This is a genomic window from Anaerolineales bacterium (assembly GCA_003105035.1).
Lineage (GTDB): Bacteria > Chloroflexota > Anaerolineae > Anaerolineales > UBA4823 > FEB-25.
In genome coordinates, this window is sequence record PQAL01000005.1 from 16971 (window position 1) to 30524 (window position 13554).

Annotated in this window: 11 protein-coding genes; 7 read left to right on the forward strand and 4 right to left on the reverse strand. The window is 50.9% G+C overall.

The window, feature by feature from the left end:
• Positions 1–17: 17 nt before the first annotated feature.
• On the reverse strand, positions 18–869 hold the full coding sequence (locus C3F13_03050; protein ID PWB55668.1) for a hypothetical protein: 852 nt from the start codon (positions 867–869) through the stop codon (positions 18–20).
• 192 nt (positions 870–1061) lie between these two features.
• Here C3F13_03050 and C3F13_03055 point away from each other — a divergent pair, with 192 nt between their 5' ends.
• Positions 1062–1538: a heat-shock protein Hsp20 gene (locus C3F13_03055; GenBank protein ID PWB55669.1), complete on the forward strand. Its 477-nt coding sequence runs from the start codon at positions 1062–1064 to the stop codon at positions 1536–1538.
• Between the two features lie 118 nt (positions 1539–1656).
• Here the strand turns inward: C3F13_03055 and C3F13_03060 are convergent, their stop codons facing one another.
• The gene (locus C3F13_03060) at positions 1657–2226 is read right to left on the reverse strand and encodes a hypothetical protein (protein PWB55670.1); all 570 of its coding nucleotides are present in this window, start codon (positions 2224–2226) and stop codon (positions 1657–1659) included.
• A 155-nt stretch (positions 2227–2381) separates the two neighbouring features.
• On the opposite strand from C3F13_03060, the gene C3F13_03065 reads away from it, so the two are divergent.
• The 5 genes from C3F13_03065 (at position 2382) to C3F13_03085 (ending at position 7068) form a co-directional block, all read left to right on the forward strand.
• The gene (locus C3F13_03065; protein ID PWB55671.1) at positions 2382–3080 is read left to right on the forward strand and encodes a lipoyl(octanoyl) transferase; all 699 of its coding nucleotides are present in this window, start codon (positions 2382–2384) and stop codon (positions 3078–3080) included.
• A 56-nt stretch (positions 3081–3136) separates the two neighbouring features.
• Positions 3137–4150: a nucleotidyltransferase gene (locus C3F13_03070; protein PWB55672.1), complete on the forward strand. Its 1014-nt coding sequence runs from the start codon at positions 3137–3139 to the stop codon at positions 4148–4150.
• On the forward strand, positions 4150–4365 hold the full coding sequence (locus C3F13_03075) for a hypothetical protein (protein PWB55673.1): 216 nt from the start codon (positions 4150–4152) through the stop codon (positions 4363–4365). The genes C3F13_03070 and C3F13_03075 overlap by 1 nt, the downstream gene beginning before the upstream one ends.
• Positions 4366–4379: 14 nt before the next feature.
• A complete protein-coding gene (locus tag C3F13_03080) occupies positions 4380–5543 on the forward strand; it encodes an aromatic amino acid aminotransferase (GenBank protein ID PWB55674.1) in 1164 nt (387 codons plus the stop codon).
• Positions 5544–5781: 238 nt separating this feature from the next.
• Positions 5782–7068, forward strand: a complete 1287-nt coding sequence (locus C3F13_03085; GenBank protein PWB55675.1) for a glutamate dehydrogenase — start codon at positions 5782–5784, stop codon at positions 7066–7068.
• A 205-nt stretch (positions 7069–7273) separates the two neighbouring features.
• On the opposite strand, the gene C3F13_03090 is transcribed toward C3F13_03085, so the two are convergent.
• Together C3F13_03090 and C3F13_03095 are read right to left on the reverse strand one after the other, a co-directional pair.
• Positions 7274–9013 carry a hypothetical protein gene (locus C3F13_03090; GenBank protein PWB55676.1) on the reverse strand — a complete coding sequence of 580 codons (1740 nt, stop codon included), beginning with the start codon at positions 9011–9013 and terminating at the stop codon, positions 7274–7276.
• Positions 9010–11979, reverse strand: a complete 2970-nt coding sequence (locus C3F13_03095; protein PWB55677.1) for a hypothetical protein — start codon at positions 11977–11979, stop codon at positions 9010–9012. The genes C3F13_03090 and C3F13_03095 overlap by 4 nt, the downstream gene beginning before the upstream one ends.
• A 418-nt stretch (positions 11980–12397) precedes the next feature.
• Between C3F13_03095 and dnaN the strand changes: the two genes are divergently transcribed.
• Positions 12398–13531 (forward strand): DNA polymerase III subunit beta, encoded by a 1134-nt coding sequence (dnaN, locus tag C3F13_03100; GenBank protein PWB55678.1) that lies wholly within the window; start codon positions 12398–12400, stop codon positions 13529–13531.
• Positions 13532–13554 lie beyond the last annotated feature (23 nt).

Below are 13554 nucleotides of genomic sequence, written 5' to 3' on the forward strand. Positions count from 1 at the left end.
TGTGTGAATTTTTATTGTCAGTGAGGGGCTGGAGTGATGGTTGGTATGTCTGGTGGCGGTGTTATTGTAGGTGGTTCAACCGGAGGATTCGTAGGAGGCGGCGGCTGGGTATTTGTCGGGGGTAGCGCCTGTGTCGGTGGGACAGGTGTGTTCGTCGGATATTGAATCGGTGGCTCAGGTGTCCGTGTAGCTGCCCGGGTCGGCTGAATGTACTCATATGTCACTGTGGGTGGGTACTCAACTATGGTTGAGGTTTCAGTCGGTAGGAGGGTAGTTGTCTCGCTAGGCGTGATTGTGGCCGTCTCGGTATCTGTTTCCACTTTTTCTTTCACTCTGGTTGCTGCAAAAGGTAAGGCCGACTTGCACGCCGGCACGCCGGTCATCCCCAGGTTGTACGCTTCCAGCAAGTTTAATAAGCGCTTGCCATCTTCAGCTTCAATCACCCCCACCTGGCTCCCCATGGGGTGTGCCACCAACCAACCGTATGCCTCATAAATGGTCGATTGGATATAGCTCTGGTCTGCCCCCAACAGGATATTCAAATACGCGCTGGCCAGCTGGGCCTGGAGTAAAGCCTGGAGGTCACTCTGGTCCGAAAAAACCGTTTCAAGTTCTGCCGCCTCGTATACATGCTCACCAATCACCACCCGTCCTGGATACAATTCGGGGTGCCTGGTCCAATAACCCACCGGTGAGGCGCAATTTTCTTTTTCCCGCGGGGCATCCATTGTCTCAGTTGGGCTGGCGCTGTCTGGTAGGTTAAAAGGCAGGAAAGTAGCGATCGCCCATAACAGCCCAATGAACACGATCACGGTTCCAACGATCAGGATGACAATAAGTCCACGTTTATCTGTGATCTGGTTACCCATTCTGCCGCTTTTCGCTGCATGTTTAGTGCCGAATCAACCCATAGCGAACCGCCAGCTTCCCAGCAGGTATCGATTGAGAGGATTTCTTACAAATCTCATATTTTTTGTGTATTAAATATTAACAATTTTACTCTATAGTGTGCATTGAATAGAAAATATAAATACTTCGAGAAACAAACGGAGGTAAATACTATGTTAACTCGTTGGGATCCTTTCCAGGAAATGTTAAATCTTCGCCGCACCGTCGATCGCCTTTTCGATAATGCGTCCACCGACCATGAGTGGCAGCCGATGCAGTGGGGCCTGGCTGTGGATGTGGTTGAAAACAAGGACGATTTCGTGGTGAAAGCATCCGTCCCCGGCATCAATCCTGATGACCTGGATGTCTCATATGCAGATGACACCCTGACGATTAAGGGCGAGGTCAAGGATGATCATGAGGTGAAGGAAAATCAGTACCACCTGCGTGAGCGCCGTTACGGCTCGTTCGTCCGCAGCATCAGCCTGCCCACCAAGATCAAGGGTGATGCCATTGAAGCATCCTATCAGAATGGTGTGCTCACCCTTCGCTTGCCCAAGGTGGAGGAAGTCAAGCCGAAACGCATTGCGATCAAGGTTGGCAATCACTCCGATCAGAAGGTGATCGAAGGTAAATCACGCAATAAGTAACCGATAATATTTAGAACGGGTGCCAGGCACCCGTTCTTTTATCTTCTTCACTTCACAAAAAGCATCAATGCGGATGTGCATCTCGATAATGCAATCTGAAAAAAAGCAGTTACCCCAGCTATCTTCGTAAGTACCCCCGTTTTGCTTTTTCCACGATAGCTTTGATGCGTTTCTCTCGCGTTTCAGGTTTTTTTGCGCTTTCCATCCAATACAGGTATTGTTTCTTCAGTGATGGCGGCCAATTTTCAAAATCCAACCAGGCATCATTCTCTTCCAGTGCTTGCACAAGGTCATCTGGCACCGAGCTAACGTCTTCTCGTTCCATAGCGGCTTCCCATTCACCAGATTCCTTTGCTTCCAGGATCTTCTCCATCCCTGCTGACGTCATCCGACCTTCTTTGATCAATTTCTCCACTCGCTGCTGGTTGTTCACCGACCAGATACTGTTGGGTTTGCGGGGTGAAAACCTCAATGCATAAGTTTCTTGATTGATCGGCTCAAGGGCCCCATCAATCCAGCCGTAGCATAGCGCTTCCTCGTTAGCTTCTTCGAGACTCAGATATTGATGTGAAGCCCCTTTTCTGCTGATGAGCAGCCAGGCTTCCTTATCAGTGGCGTGATGCGTTTCCAGCCATGAGCGCCATTCTACCTGGTTACGAAATATCATGGTCCGATCAGTGTGTTTCATTTCTGACTGCTATCCCTTGATTATGCCTTGCCAGGAGTTAATTATATAAGCAAATATTCTGCGTTGTTTCAATCACTAGCTATATCACAGTTCGACGCTCTTCAATAGACTTGCTTACCTTTTAAGGTAAAGCTCCCCAATGTTATACTAGAACAATGCAGGAATGTCATGTGCGTTGGCTGGGCCTGGTTCCCTACCAGCAGGCATGGGATTTACAGGCAGACCTCGCCCGCCAGATCGCCACTGGTGAGCAGCCACCAACTCTGCTCTTGCTCGAACACCCGCACACTTACACTTTCGGGCGGAGTGGTCATGCCTCCAACTTACGCTGGAATAAAGCTGAGTTAGAGCGGCGCGGAGTGCAGGTCTTATGGGTGGACCGCGGTGGCGACGTCACCTACCATGGTCCGGGGCAGCTGGTTGGGTACCCTCTCATTCCACTCCGTATAGATGGCTTGGTCAGCCCTGGGATGGATAGTTCTACACCCCTGCCCCAGGCCGATTATCTCGGTTACCTGCGCAGTTTGGAACAGGTTATCATCCTGGCCCTCAAACAGCTCGGCGTTCAGGCAGGTCGTTTACATAATCTCACCGGAGTGTGGGTGGCTGGCGCCAAGATCGCGGCTATCGGCGTCAAGGTGGATGCCAGGGGCATCACCCGCCACGGTTTTGCACTGAATGTTGCTCCTGATATGTCTTATTGGGATGGCATTATCGGTTGTGGGCTGGAAGGCCACCCTGTCACCAGCCTTTCCCGGCTTCTGCCAGAGCCTCCCCCCATGCAGCAGGTCATCCAGGCGGTCATCGGAGCATTCGCAGAGGTTTTCACCGTCAGGTGTATCAAAGATAGCTAAGGTATAATAACAGCGTTCGCAGAGTTTGTCACAACCATCGCAAATGGAGGGATTCCTTGGGTAATTCGAGCTTGAAAATCGTTATCCCCATGGCAGGCTATGGTGCGCGCCTGCGGCCGATTACTTGGAGCCGTCCCAAGCAACTCATTCGCATGGCCGACAAGCTTGTGATCGACCATCTTATGGATTCCTTCGCCACGATCCCCGACCTGCCAGATGCTGAATTCATTTTTATCATTGGTTACCTGGGTGAAAAGATCGAAAATTACATCCACCAGGCCTATCCGGGCCTAAAGATTACTTTTGTCTATCAACCTGTGATGCTCGGTCAGTCGCATGCCATCTCACTGGCGAAGCAGTTCCTGGGTGGTCCCATGCTGATGGTCTTTCCAGATACGCTGATTGAAACCGATTACTCCTTCCTTTCTAGCGAGACTGCCGGTGGCATAACCTGGGTGAAAGCTGTGCCAGATCCGCGCCGCTTTGGTGTAGCGGAAGTTGGGGCAGATGGCTGGGTCACCCACCTCATCGAAAAGCCCAAGGATTTGTCGAACAACCTTGTCTTGGTGGGAGGGTACTATTTCAAAAGCTCCGCTGACTTATTATTGGCGATTGATGAGCAAATCGAACGTAACATCACACTCAAGGGTGAGTTCTTCCTAGCAGATGCGGTCAATATTATGCTTGAGCACGGTCTGAAAATGCGTACCCATTCCGTAGATGTCTGGTTGGATGCCGGTACGCCCGACGATGTCTTGAGCACCAGCCGCTTTTTACTCGATCACGGTCACATCAGCCTGTCCGATGCGAATCTTGGCCATAATTGCCTAATTATTCCTCCAGTCTTCATCCATCCTACTGCATCCGTGCAAAGTAGCATCATTGGTCCTCATGCAGTAATCGGGGCCAATTGTAAGATTGAGGGCTGCATCATCCGCGATAGCATTATCGAAGACAGCTCAGAGATTTCGAACGTGATATTAGAACACTCGCTTATCGGGCAGAAGTCTCGCGTTTACCACAAGACTAGCCCGCTAAACATCGGCGATCAGACCGAGTTGAATCTCTGATGGCTGAGGCGCAGGTGGAATGCCGTTCCGACCACGATTATATCGGTCGGCCGCTGGCATTCTACTGGCAGGATCAAAGGGTAGTAGTTGAGGCGGTTTTACTTGATAAGCGCATACCCACGGGTTACTCATTTCTGGTGCTGACGGAAAAAGGTGACCGCTTTGAGCTTGACTATGATATCGATAAAGACCAATGGTCTGTTCACCAAAAATAATCTAAGGAGCGCACATGAATGACAGGTACTTAGCCAGCCATGTGGTTGGGTTGAAGCCATCCGGCATTCGGAAATTCTTCGATATCGTCGCCACCATGAAGGACGTCATATCCCTGGGCATCGGCGAACCGGATTTCGTCACTCCTGAGCCGATCATCGAAGCTGGTATCAAAGCCCTGCGTGCTGGGGAAACTCATTACACTTCCAACGCTGGTTTGCTCGCCTTACGCCAGGCCATCACGAGCCACATCCAAAAGACCTACGACGTCAGCTATGACCCCCAGAGCGAGGCGATCATCACTGTTGGCGTCTCCGAGGCCCTCTACCTGACCATGACGGCCTTGCTCAACCACGGTGAGGAAGTCATCATCCCCACCCCGTGCTTCGTCTCCTACCAGGCCGAGGTCATTCTGGCTGGAGGGGTTCCTGTAGAAGTACCCACCTTCGTTGAAGATGGCTTCCAGGTCAAACCCGAGCGCCTGGAGGCTGCCATCACCCCCCACACCAAGGCGATCCTGCTCGGCTACCCGAATAATCCCACCGGTGCGGTCTACTCTCGAGAAGTCTTGTTGGAGATCGCCCGCATCGCTGAAAAACACGACCTGATCGTGATTTCCGACGAGCTCTACGACCAGTTGGTATATGGTGTCCAGCATGTGTGCTTTCCATCCTTGCCCGGCATGCAGCCCCGCACCGTCCTTTTGGGCGGTTTTTCCAAGAACTATGCCATGACAGGCTGGCGGGCAGGTTTTGCCTGTGGCCCAGCCGATATCATCAAAGGTCTGGTACGCATCCACCAGTATACGATCATGTCTGCCCCCACGATGTCACAGATGGCTGCTCTTGAAGCTATCCTGCACGGGCATAAGTTTGTGGTTGAGATGCGCGAGGAGTACGACCGGCGCCGCAAGTTGATCGTGGGCGGTCTGAACAAGCTCGGCTTGCCAACCTTTGAGCCACATGGCGCCTTTTATGCCTTTCCCAACGTGGCAGTCAGTGGCATGGATGACGAGATATTTGCCCAGAAGCTGTTGGAAGAGGAGCGAGTTGCTGTCGTCCCCGGCAGGTCCTTCGGGGCGGGTGGGGAGGGTTTCGTGCGTTGTTCTTACGCCACCTCCTACGAGAAAATCGAGGAAGCTCTGCGTCGTATGCAGAACTTCGTGCAGCGCCATGGGTAAGATATTTTGGCACAATAGCACAATTAACATCACCATCCGGCACACTAAAGCTGTGGCATTCGTCACTTGACGGGTTATCAGACATTGGTTACGCTTAAAGCACACGCCAATGGCCAAACAATTCATAAGGAGGGGTAATCGCCTGCAGTCAAGGTTTCTACCCATCGACACAGTAAATTTACAGGCCTCATCCTGAGCGCCTGAAGCAACTTAACAAAAATACCAACAGGAGTAGATTATGACCGAACAAATTAATGCATTTCAAATGGCACAGCGCCAGTTCGATGGCGTCGCCAAGCAGCTCAACCTTGACCCGCAGGTGGCTGAAGTCCTTCGCTGGCCTGCCCGCGAGTTCAAGTTCACCATCCCCGTGCACATGGATGACGGGTCATTACGCCTCTTCACCGGCTATCGTGTCCAGCACAATGATGTGCGCGGTCCCAACAAGGGCGGCATTCGCTTCCACCCCGCCGAAACCCTCGACACCGTGCGTGCCTTGGCCATGTGGATGACCTGGAAGTGCTCCGTGGCCGATATCCCTCTTGGTGGCGGTAAGGGTGGCGTGCCGGTTGATCCGGCTACCTTATCCGTCTACGAGAAGGAAAAACTGTGCCGCGGCTGGGTTGACCAGATGTGGCGTAATATCGGCCCCCGCCAGGATGTGCCTGCACCCGATGTAGGCACTACGCCCCAGATGATGGGCTGGATGATGGACGAATACTCCAAGCTGGTTGGTCAATTTACTCCTGGTGTGATCACTGGCAAGCCACTTGGTGGCGGTGGCTCTTTAGGCCGCACCGAAGCTACTGGCTTCGGTGTTATCTACACCGTGCGCGAGGCCATGAAGCACCTCAAGATTGATCCCACCAAAGCAGTCGCAGCCATTCAAGGCTTCGGCAATGTCTCTCAATATGCTGCCATCGGCTTTATTGAATTCCTGGGCGGTAAGGTGGCCTGCGTCTCCTGCTGGGATCGCAATGACAAGTGCTCCTACACCTTCAGTCATCCCAACGGCGTCGATCCCAGGTTCCTGCAGTCAATCACCGACCAGTACGGCACCATCGATAAGGCGAAGGCCCGCGCTGCGGGGTATCTGCTCGATGACGGTGACGATTGGATCACCAAGGAAGCTGACGTGCTCATCCCGGCTGCCATTGAAGGACAGGTGACCGGTGAGACGATCAAGAAGATCAGCTCACGCGTTCGCATCATCGCTGAAGGCGCCAACGGCCCCACCACCCCCGAAGCTGATGAGGTCATCAAGGCGAATAACATCTTCGACATCCCCGACTTCCTGTGCAATGCCGGCGGCGTCACGTGCTCCTACTTCGAGGGCGTCCAGAACGACATGAACTTCTACTGGACCAAGGAAGAGGTGCTCGAGAAGCTCGACACCAAGATGACCCAGGCCTTCCACTCCGTGCTCGAGATGTCGGAGAAGGAAAAAGTCTACATGCGCGATGCTGCCTATATGGTCGCCATCGCCCGTGTGGTCAAAGCCATGGAACTGCGTGGCTGGATCTAAATTGCGTAAATAATGTTCTGAAAAGCTTGTAGGGGCAGGTTCATGACCTGCCCCTACATCTTTAATCATACGCCCTTCGGAAGGCAATAATTGAGTGCTTCCATTGTTGAATCAGTATTCAGTTCACATTACCAATCATTTGCCCATTAAGGTCGATTATACTCATCCATACCATCATAAAGATAGCTGCAAAAATAACAGGTTGTCAATGAATGTCGATCTGCTTTTCTTCCATCACAATGTCGGGAACCTTCCATCCTTTTTGATCCATTAATTCTATGAATGCACGCCGGTATAGCAGTTTCACATTCACCGACAAGTTCCCATCCTGTGGTGACTTAAATAGGTACGTACTTGTGTCGCTTTCCAAGGCCTTAAGGCGGTTATCGCTAATGACACGCACGGGATTCCAGTATGCACCAGTGGGGGTAATCTCAGTCCAGATCTCTGATAGCACCTTTGAGAATATTTTTCCAGGCCAGCCAGAGTAGTAACCTTCAACAGGCTCTCCAACCCCCCCAGATATTGGAATTCTAAATCCTTCCACCTGGTCAAGTGGATTACCGTTCGTATCATCCACCCGCACCAATAAGATCATCTGGCGCAAGGGCGAATCAGTGGGAACATCGTGGCCTGTCTTGTCATTGACAAGCGTTACGGTGACGGTAATCCGATTACTGGATCGTGATGTAGTAACATCCATTTCCACAGCGTTTTGAAGCAGCTCCAGATTGGATGCACCTTGGAAAGTGTGGGCGGGGATGGTTTTCGGATCACGTTCTACACCTCCTTTACCCGGAGCTACATTGGTTATCGTCTCGCCGTTTAAAAGTGTAGGCGTAGCCATATGACATTGTTGACATGTCTTACCAGATACTGGATCGCTGTATGGGCTTTCAAGCCATTCTCCATAAGAGTTGTAAATTACCGTGTTCCAGAATACACCATAGTGGCATGGAGCACACCATGAACTTTCTTTGATCAAAGGGAGATAAGTATCCTCCATGGGTACATTATCATCATCAAAAGAGCCAAAGAAAATCTGGTAGCGGTCTTTGTCTTCTGAAAACGGACGCAGGATGATCTGCGAGAGGACACCAGGCATATTCGGAAATGGCAAGTTTGTTGCAGGGTCCAATTTCACATCCGCAACCTTATGGCAATAGTCACAATGGATCCCAAAGGTGTCTACACCTTCAGCCGTGTTCGGATCTGTATCATATGGAGCATCAATCGCTGCACCCGGGAGGTGGCACGCAGCACAATTTCCTGCAGTATTAGGGAAATTAAGCTTATATCCTGGCCCATAATATGGTTGAGACAGATCTGGGAGGAGTGGAACTGCTCCATAATCAGGACTATTACCATACTGCGTCAGTGGGCTTTGGTTACCATTCACGTCCGTCCCGTTATACATGCTCAGGAAACGGATGTTTGTAGCCGATTTTCCATGTGCATCATTGTCCAGCCATACTTGAGTGACCCCCGGCTTGCAACTGTAGCATGAACCGTCTCCGATCGGCGCGATCCACTCATAATTAGCGTTATCTGTAGTCTGCACCTGACGCATCTTAAGTATTATACCTACCACAGGTGGCTTGGCACTTTCATACTTGGCGCAGTAATACCCTTCCTTCCATGCACTCACGGTTATCGCAACCCCGTCTTCAAGACCAGAAAGGATAAAACTTCCATCGTCTGCTGTAAGCGTTTGGTTGGTGGTCGCCTGGATCCTTTCCGTCGCTTGTGATAGGGGTGCGCCAAGGGAATCCACTACCGTACCAGAGATAGTTCCATGGTTACCCAGACTCGACAATCCAGGTGTATTCGATGTGTTGGTGGTAGACAATGTAAAGGTGTTTACAGGTGTCAGTTTACTTGTGCAACCTGATAGCAGTACCAATAAGATTACAGCGACGAGCCTCAAGAATCCCTTCATCGTCATTCTCTTTTCCTGGATGCCTGCCAGATCATCAACCCAAGTCCAATGGGGATGACAATAGCAGAGCCACAGATACCAGGTTTAGCTTGGGTAGTCACGGTTGGTGTATCGTTCGGGATAATTTGGTATACATCAGTAGGGGAAGCACTAGGAATAGTTTCGAGGCTGGGTGTTAAGGTTGTCAAGAAAATATCTTCTGTTTGTAATGGAGCAGGATTATTTACCTCAGGTTGGGGTGGTTGGCCATTTAGATCCATCCGATAAACTCCATTTCCTTCCACCGCAGCGTAAAGGTGCATACCATCGATGGATATCGCCAGCGAGTTGACTGACCGGGAATTCAAACCATTATTGATTACCTCCCAGGTTTGGCCTCCATCTTGAGATCGATATATCCCGCTGAGCAGGTCAGAAAGATAGATTGTGGTTGGAGTAATCGGATCGAATACGATATCGGTGACACTGGCTTCAGGATTAAGACCCGCTGCAGATTTTTGCCATGAAACTCCGCCATCCTCACTCTTAAAAATCCCACCCCGTTCTAAGCCCACAAATAGCTCGTTGATATGGTTAGGTTGAATTGCAACCGATAAAACCGGAGATGATTGAGGTAAACCGCCTCTCAATTGTTCCCAATCTTTACCACCATTCGAGCTTTTTACCAAACCATGATTGGTTGTTGCAGCATATATGAGGCTACTAATAGATGGATCAATTGCTATCATCGTAACATGCGCATCTTGAGTAAGAGCCGTATTTACAGGCCGCCAAGAGCTTCCCCCATCCTCTGAACGGTATATGCCAGCTCCTGGCATGGATGACTCGAACACACCGGCTGAGTAAAAACCACCCATCCCTGCGTATACTAATTTTTGATCAGATGGCACAAAGGCAATCGCTCGCCAGCCTTGATGATCCTCCGTAATTTGTGCAGTAACGGTCCAAGAAGTCCCACCATCATGGCTCTCAGCCAGGCCATTCCAATTTGTCGCCCCCAAGAAGTGCTGTCTGTCATTCGGATCCACAGCGATGACGTTCCACTCCATCGAGGCAACTGGTTCATAACCCAGACCCTGCCATTCGAATCCAGCATCATGGCTAATGAATATCCCACTGCGTGCCGCAGCGAGTATACCCGCGGATGAAGAAGGTAAAATCGCAACATCCCGAACTTGTGCACCCGTATATCCACGGCTCATATCCACCCAGGTCTTTCCGCCATCCGATGACAGGAAATTTCCCCCACCATACTCATTGGCAAATAAGCGGTCAGGGTCTTGTGGATCAACCTGGAAATCTATTGGGAAACCAGCACACACTCCCGGTGGTCCCCAGTTTTGTCCACTCGAAACCTGATGCCAGGTCTGTCCAGTATTATTGCTACGATATATGGCCCGAGGATTACCAGCATAAGCGATGGAAGGAGTAGAGGTGGAAAACTCGACCGCTTCAAAAATATCGTAGCTAACGTTCATTGTATTTATCCAGGTCTCACCACCGTCAGTGGTCAGATAAACTCCACCTCCTGTGTGGTATTGGTTATTTCCCGTGGCCGCGAGTAAGATATCAGGGTTTGTTGGGTGCATGAATAATGATGTAATGTATAGGTTTCTCAATCCACTATTCACTGAAAACCAGGTCTGTCCTCCATCGGTGGATTTCAAGATGCCCTCGCCCCCTGGTATACCTTGATCTGGATCTGAATTAGCTGCTTCGCGGTCAAAAAAACCCGTGGAGATATACAACACATCGGTATCCTGCGGGTTGATCCAGATATACCTGGCAAGATTATCCCCCCGCCACACTGCTTTCCAGCTTTGACCTCCATTGATTGTCTTATAAATCACGCCTGCGGTCAGATCGAATTCTCGACCCATATGTTGTTTCCGGTCACTGCTCCATACCCAAGAGGAGATCTCTGCCGCCGCATAGACAATGTCGGAGTTTGTCGGGTCAACGCTAAATCCTCGGAAAGTTATCCCCTCATCTTCAACCACCCCGTTGTCCATCTTTTGCCAGGATTCACCCCCATTCGTAGATTTAAATATCCCGCGTTGGAACTGAGTACCCACCCACATGGTGTCAGGATTGATAGGGTCAATCGTCAGTGAGAATACTGGGATGGCATCTCCCGTTGGACCGGTCCGGGTGGTTATGCCCTGGTTGGTCGGAAACCAGCTCAAACCACCATCGGTACTAACAAACACGCCTGCCCAGGCATCTGTCACAAACAAATGGTCAGGGTCATCGGGTCTCATACGGATGTCATAACCTAAACCACCCAGAGGTCCACCCGTCCAAACCCACGTGAGCTGCTCCGAAGATGGGGATTGAATTTCCTCAGTTGCCTGTGAAGGTACTATGGTTGGTGTTGAAAACAACGTAACATTGATATCGTCGACATACACTTCAGAATCATCCAGGGTTTCAAAGGCAAAAGAGCCGCCCAAAAGCGGTTCTGCGTCGCTATATTTCATCTCCTCGGCACCATCAACATAAAATGATACTGTGTTCCCCTGGCCAATAACCTCTATCTGGTGCCACAGATTTGGAGTATGGTTTGCAGAATATTTATCCAGGTCTGAATAAAATACTTCAGGCCAAAGTTGTTTATTAAGATAGGCGCCATCAGGGGAAAAACCAATGAAATATCGCCAGGCGGTATTCAGCCGGTATACGAGATGCACAGTCCCCTTTATCAGCTTTAGCCGAAATGACAGCCTGTAATCATCATCAAATTGCTGGTTGGAACGTGCCCAGAAATGCCCCTGCCCAGCCAATACATAATTGGCATCATCAGTAATCACCTGCCAACCCGACTCAAGTTCCCAACCCTGCGCCTGTCCATCCTCAAAATTCTCTTGATAGGCGACACTTTGGGCTGATGCCAGGTAAGGATTGACAGAGGGAGAATTAGCAGACAGAACGATGATCACGAGCACAGCACACACAAATATCCGGTGAGTCATGAACCCTCCGTGATGAATTTATCCAAGTGCCATTTATTTTCCAAATACTTCCTACGAATTACTAATCTCTGTTGATAGCCGGAATTAATATGAGCCCAACTCAATCGGTGAGGGAAATCAATATTAGCATTCGATCCAGGGCAACCCACCCAATAGCATAAAGAAGCCGTCTGATTTTGATTGAAGACAAATATCCAGGGGGGTGTTATTTTCATTCGCTAATCTCCGGTTACACTTTCATCCTGACAGCAGGGTTTTTAGTACCCTCCTAAAACCTGCAAGTTGAATTTGATGACAGCTAAACAGTAGATTTAAGCATATTCATTATAGCAGAAGTAAGTACGCCGGTAATTGAATACTGGATATTTTCCCCCTCTCGTTGTATACTCCAAGTACCCTACCGAGGAGATAGAGTCCCATGAGAGTCACCGTCTTGCAAGAGAACCTGGCGCACGGGCTGAGCATTGTTTCACGCGCCGTATCACCCCGCAGCACCTTGCCTGTGCTGGCCAACGTCCTGGTCGCCACCGATGAAGGTCGTCTGCGTCTTTCCGCCACCAACCTGGAGCTGGGCATCACCGCCTGGATTGGTGCCAAGATCACCGAAGAAGGCTCCACCACCGTCCCTGCGCGCACCTTCACCGACCTGGTGAGCACTCTGCCCTCTGAACAGGTGGAGATGTCGCTCAATGTACGCAACCAGAAGCTGAACGTCCGTTGTGGTTCATCCAACACGGATATTAATTGCATCGACGCCCAGGAATTTCCTCCGATGCCGGTGCCCGAGCTGGCTGATGGCATCGAGATCAATGTCATCCAGCTGAAAGAGATGATCCAGCAGGTCGTTTTCGCCGCCTCAACCGATGAAGCCCGACCGGTTCTTACCGGTGTTTTGATGACCGTGAATGGTAACCTCCTCACCCTGCAAGCCGCGGATGGATTCCGCCTCTCCATCCGCAAGGCTGAGATCTCCTCCTCGTTGCCCCGCCCTGTCAAAGCCATCATACCGGCGCGCGCCCTGGCAGAATTAGCCCGCATCGCCTCTGACGGCGAGAACTCTGTCACCATGGTGCTGCCCCAAGGCCGCGGGCAAGTCATCTTCCATATGAAAGACGTCGAGCTGGTATCCCAGCTCATCGAAGGTTCCTACCCCGACCTGGAACAGGTAATCCCCCGCTCGCACCAGACCCGCACTGTCATCAACACCCCCGCCATCCTCAAGGCCTGCAAGCAAGCCGAGATCTTCGCTCGCGAAGGTTCGCACATCGCCCGCATCCAGATCACCCCCGGTGACGATAACCAGCCCGGCACTGTCGAAATATCCGGCCAATCGGAAGAAACTGGCTTCAACCAGACCGTCATCGATGCTAACATTGAAGGCAATTCGTTGCTGATTGCCTTCAACGTGCGCTTCCTGCGTGAGGTGCTGGACGTGATCAAGACTCCCAACGTGATCCTCGAGACAAACATTGAAACCACTCCCGGCGTGTTTCGCCCGGGAGGTGAGGATAACTTCTTGCATGTGATCATGCCCATGCACCTGGGCGGCTAATCCAAACCTGCCTCTAGGGGCGA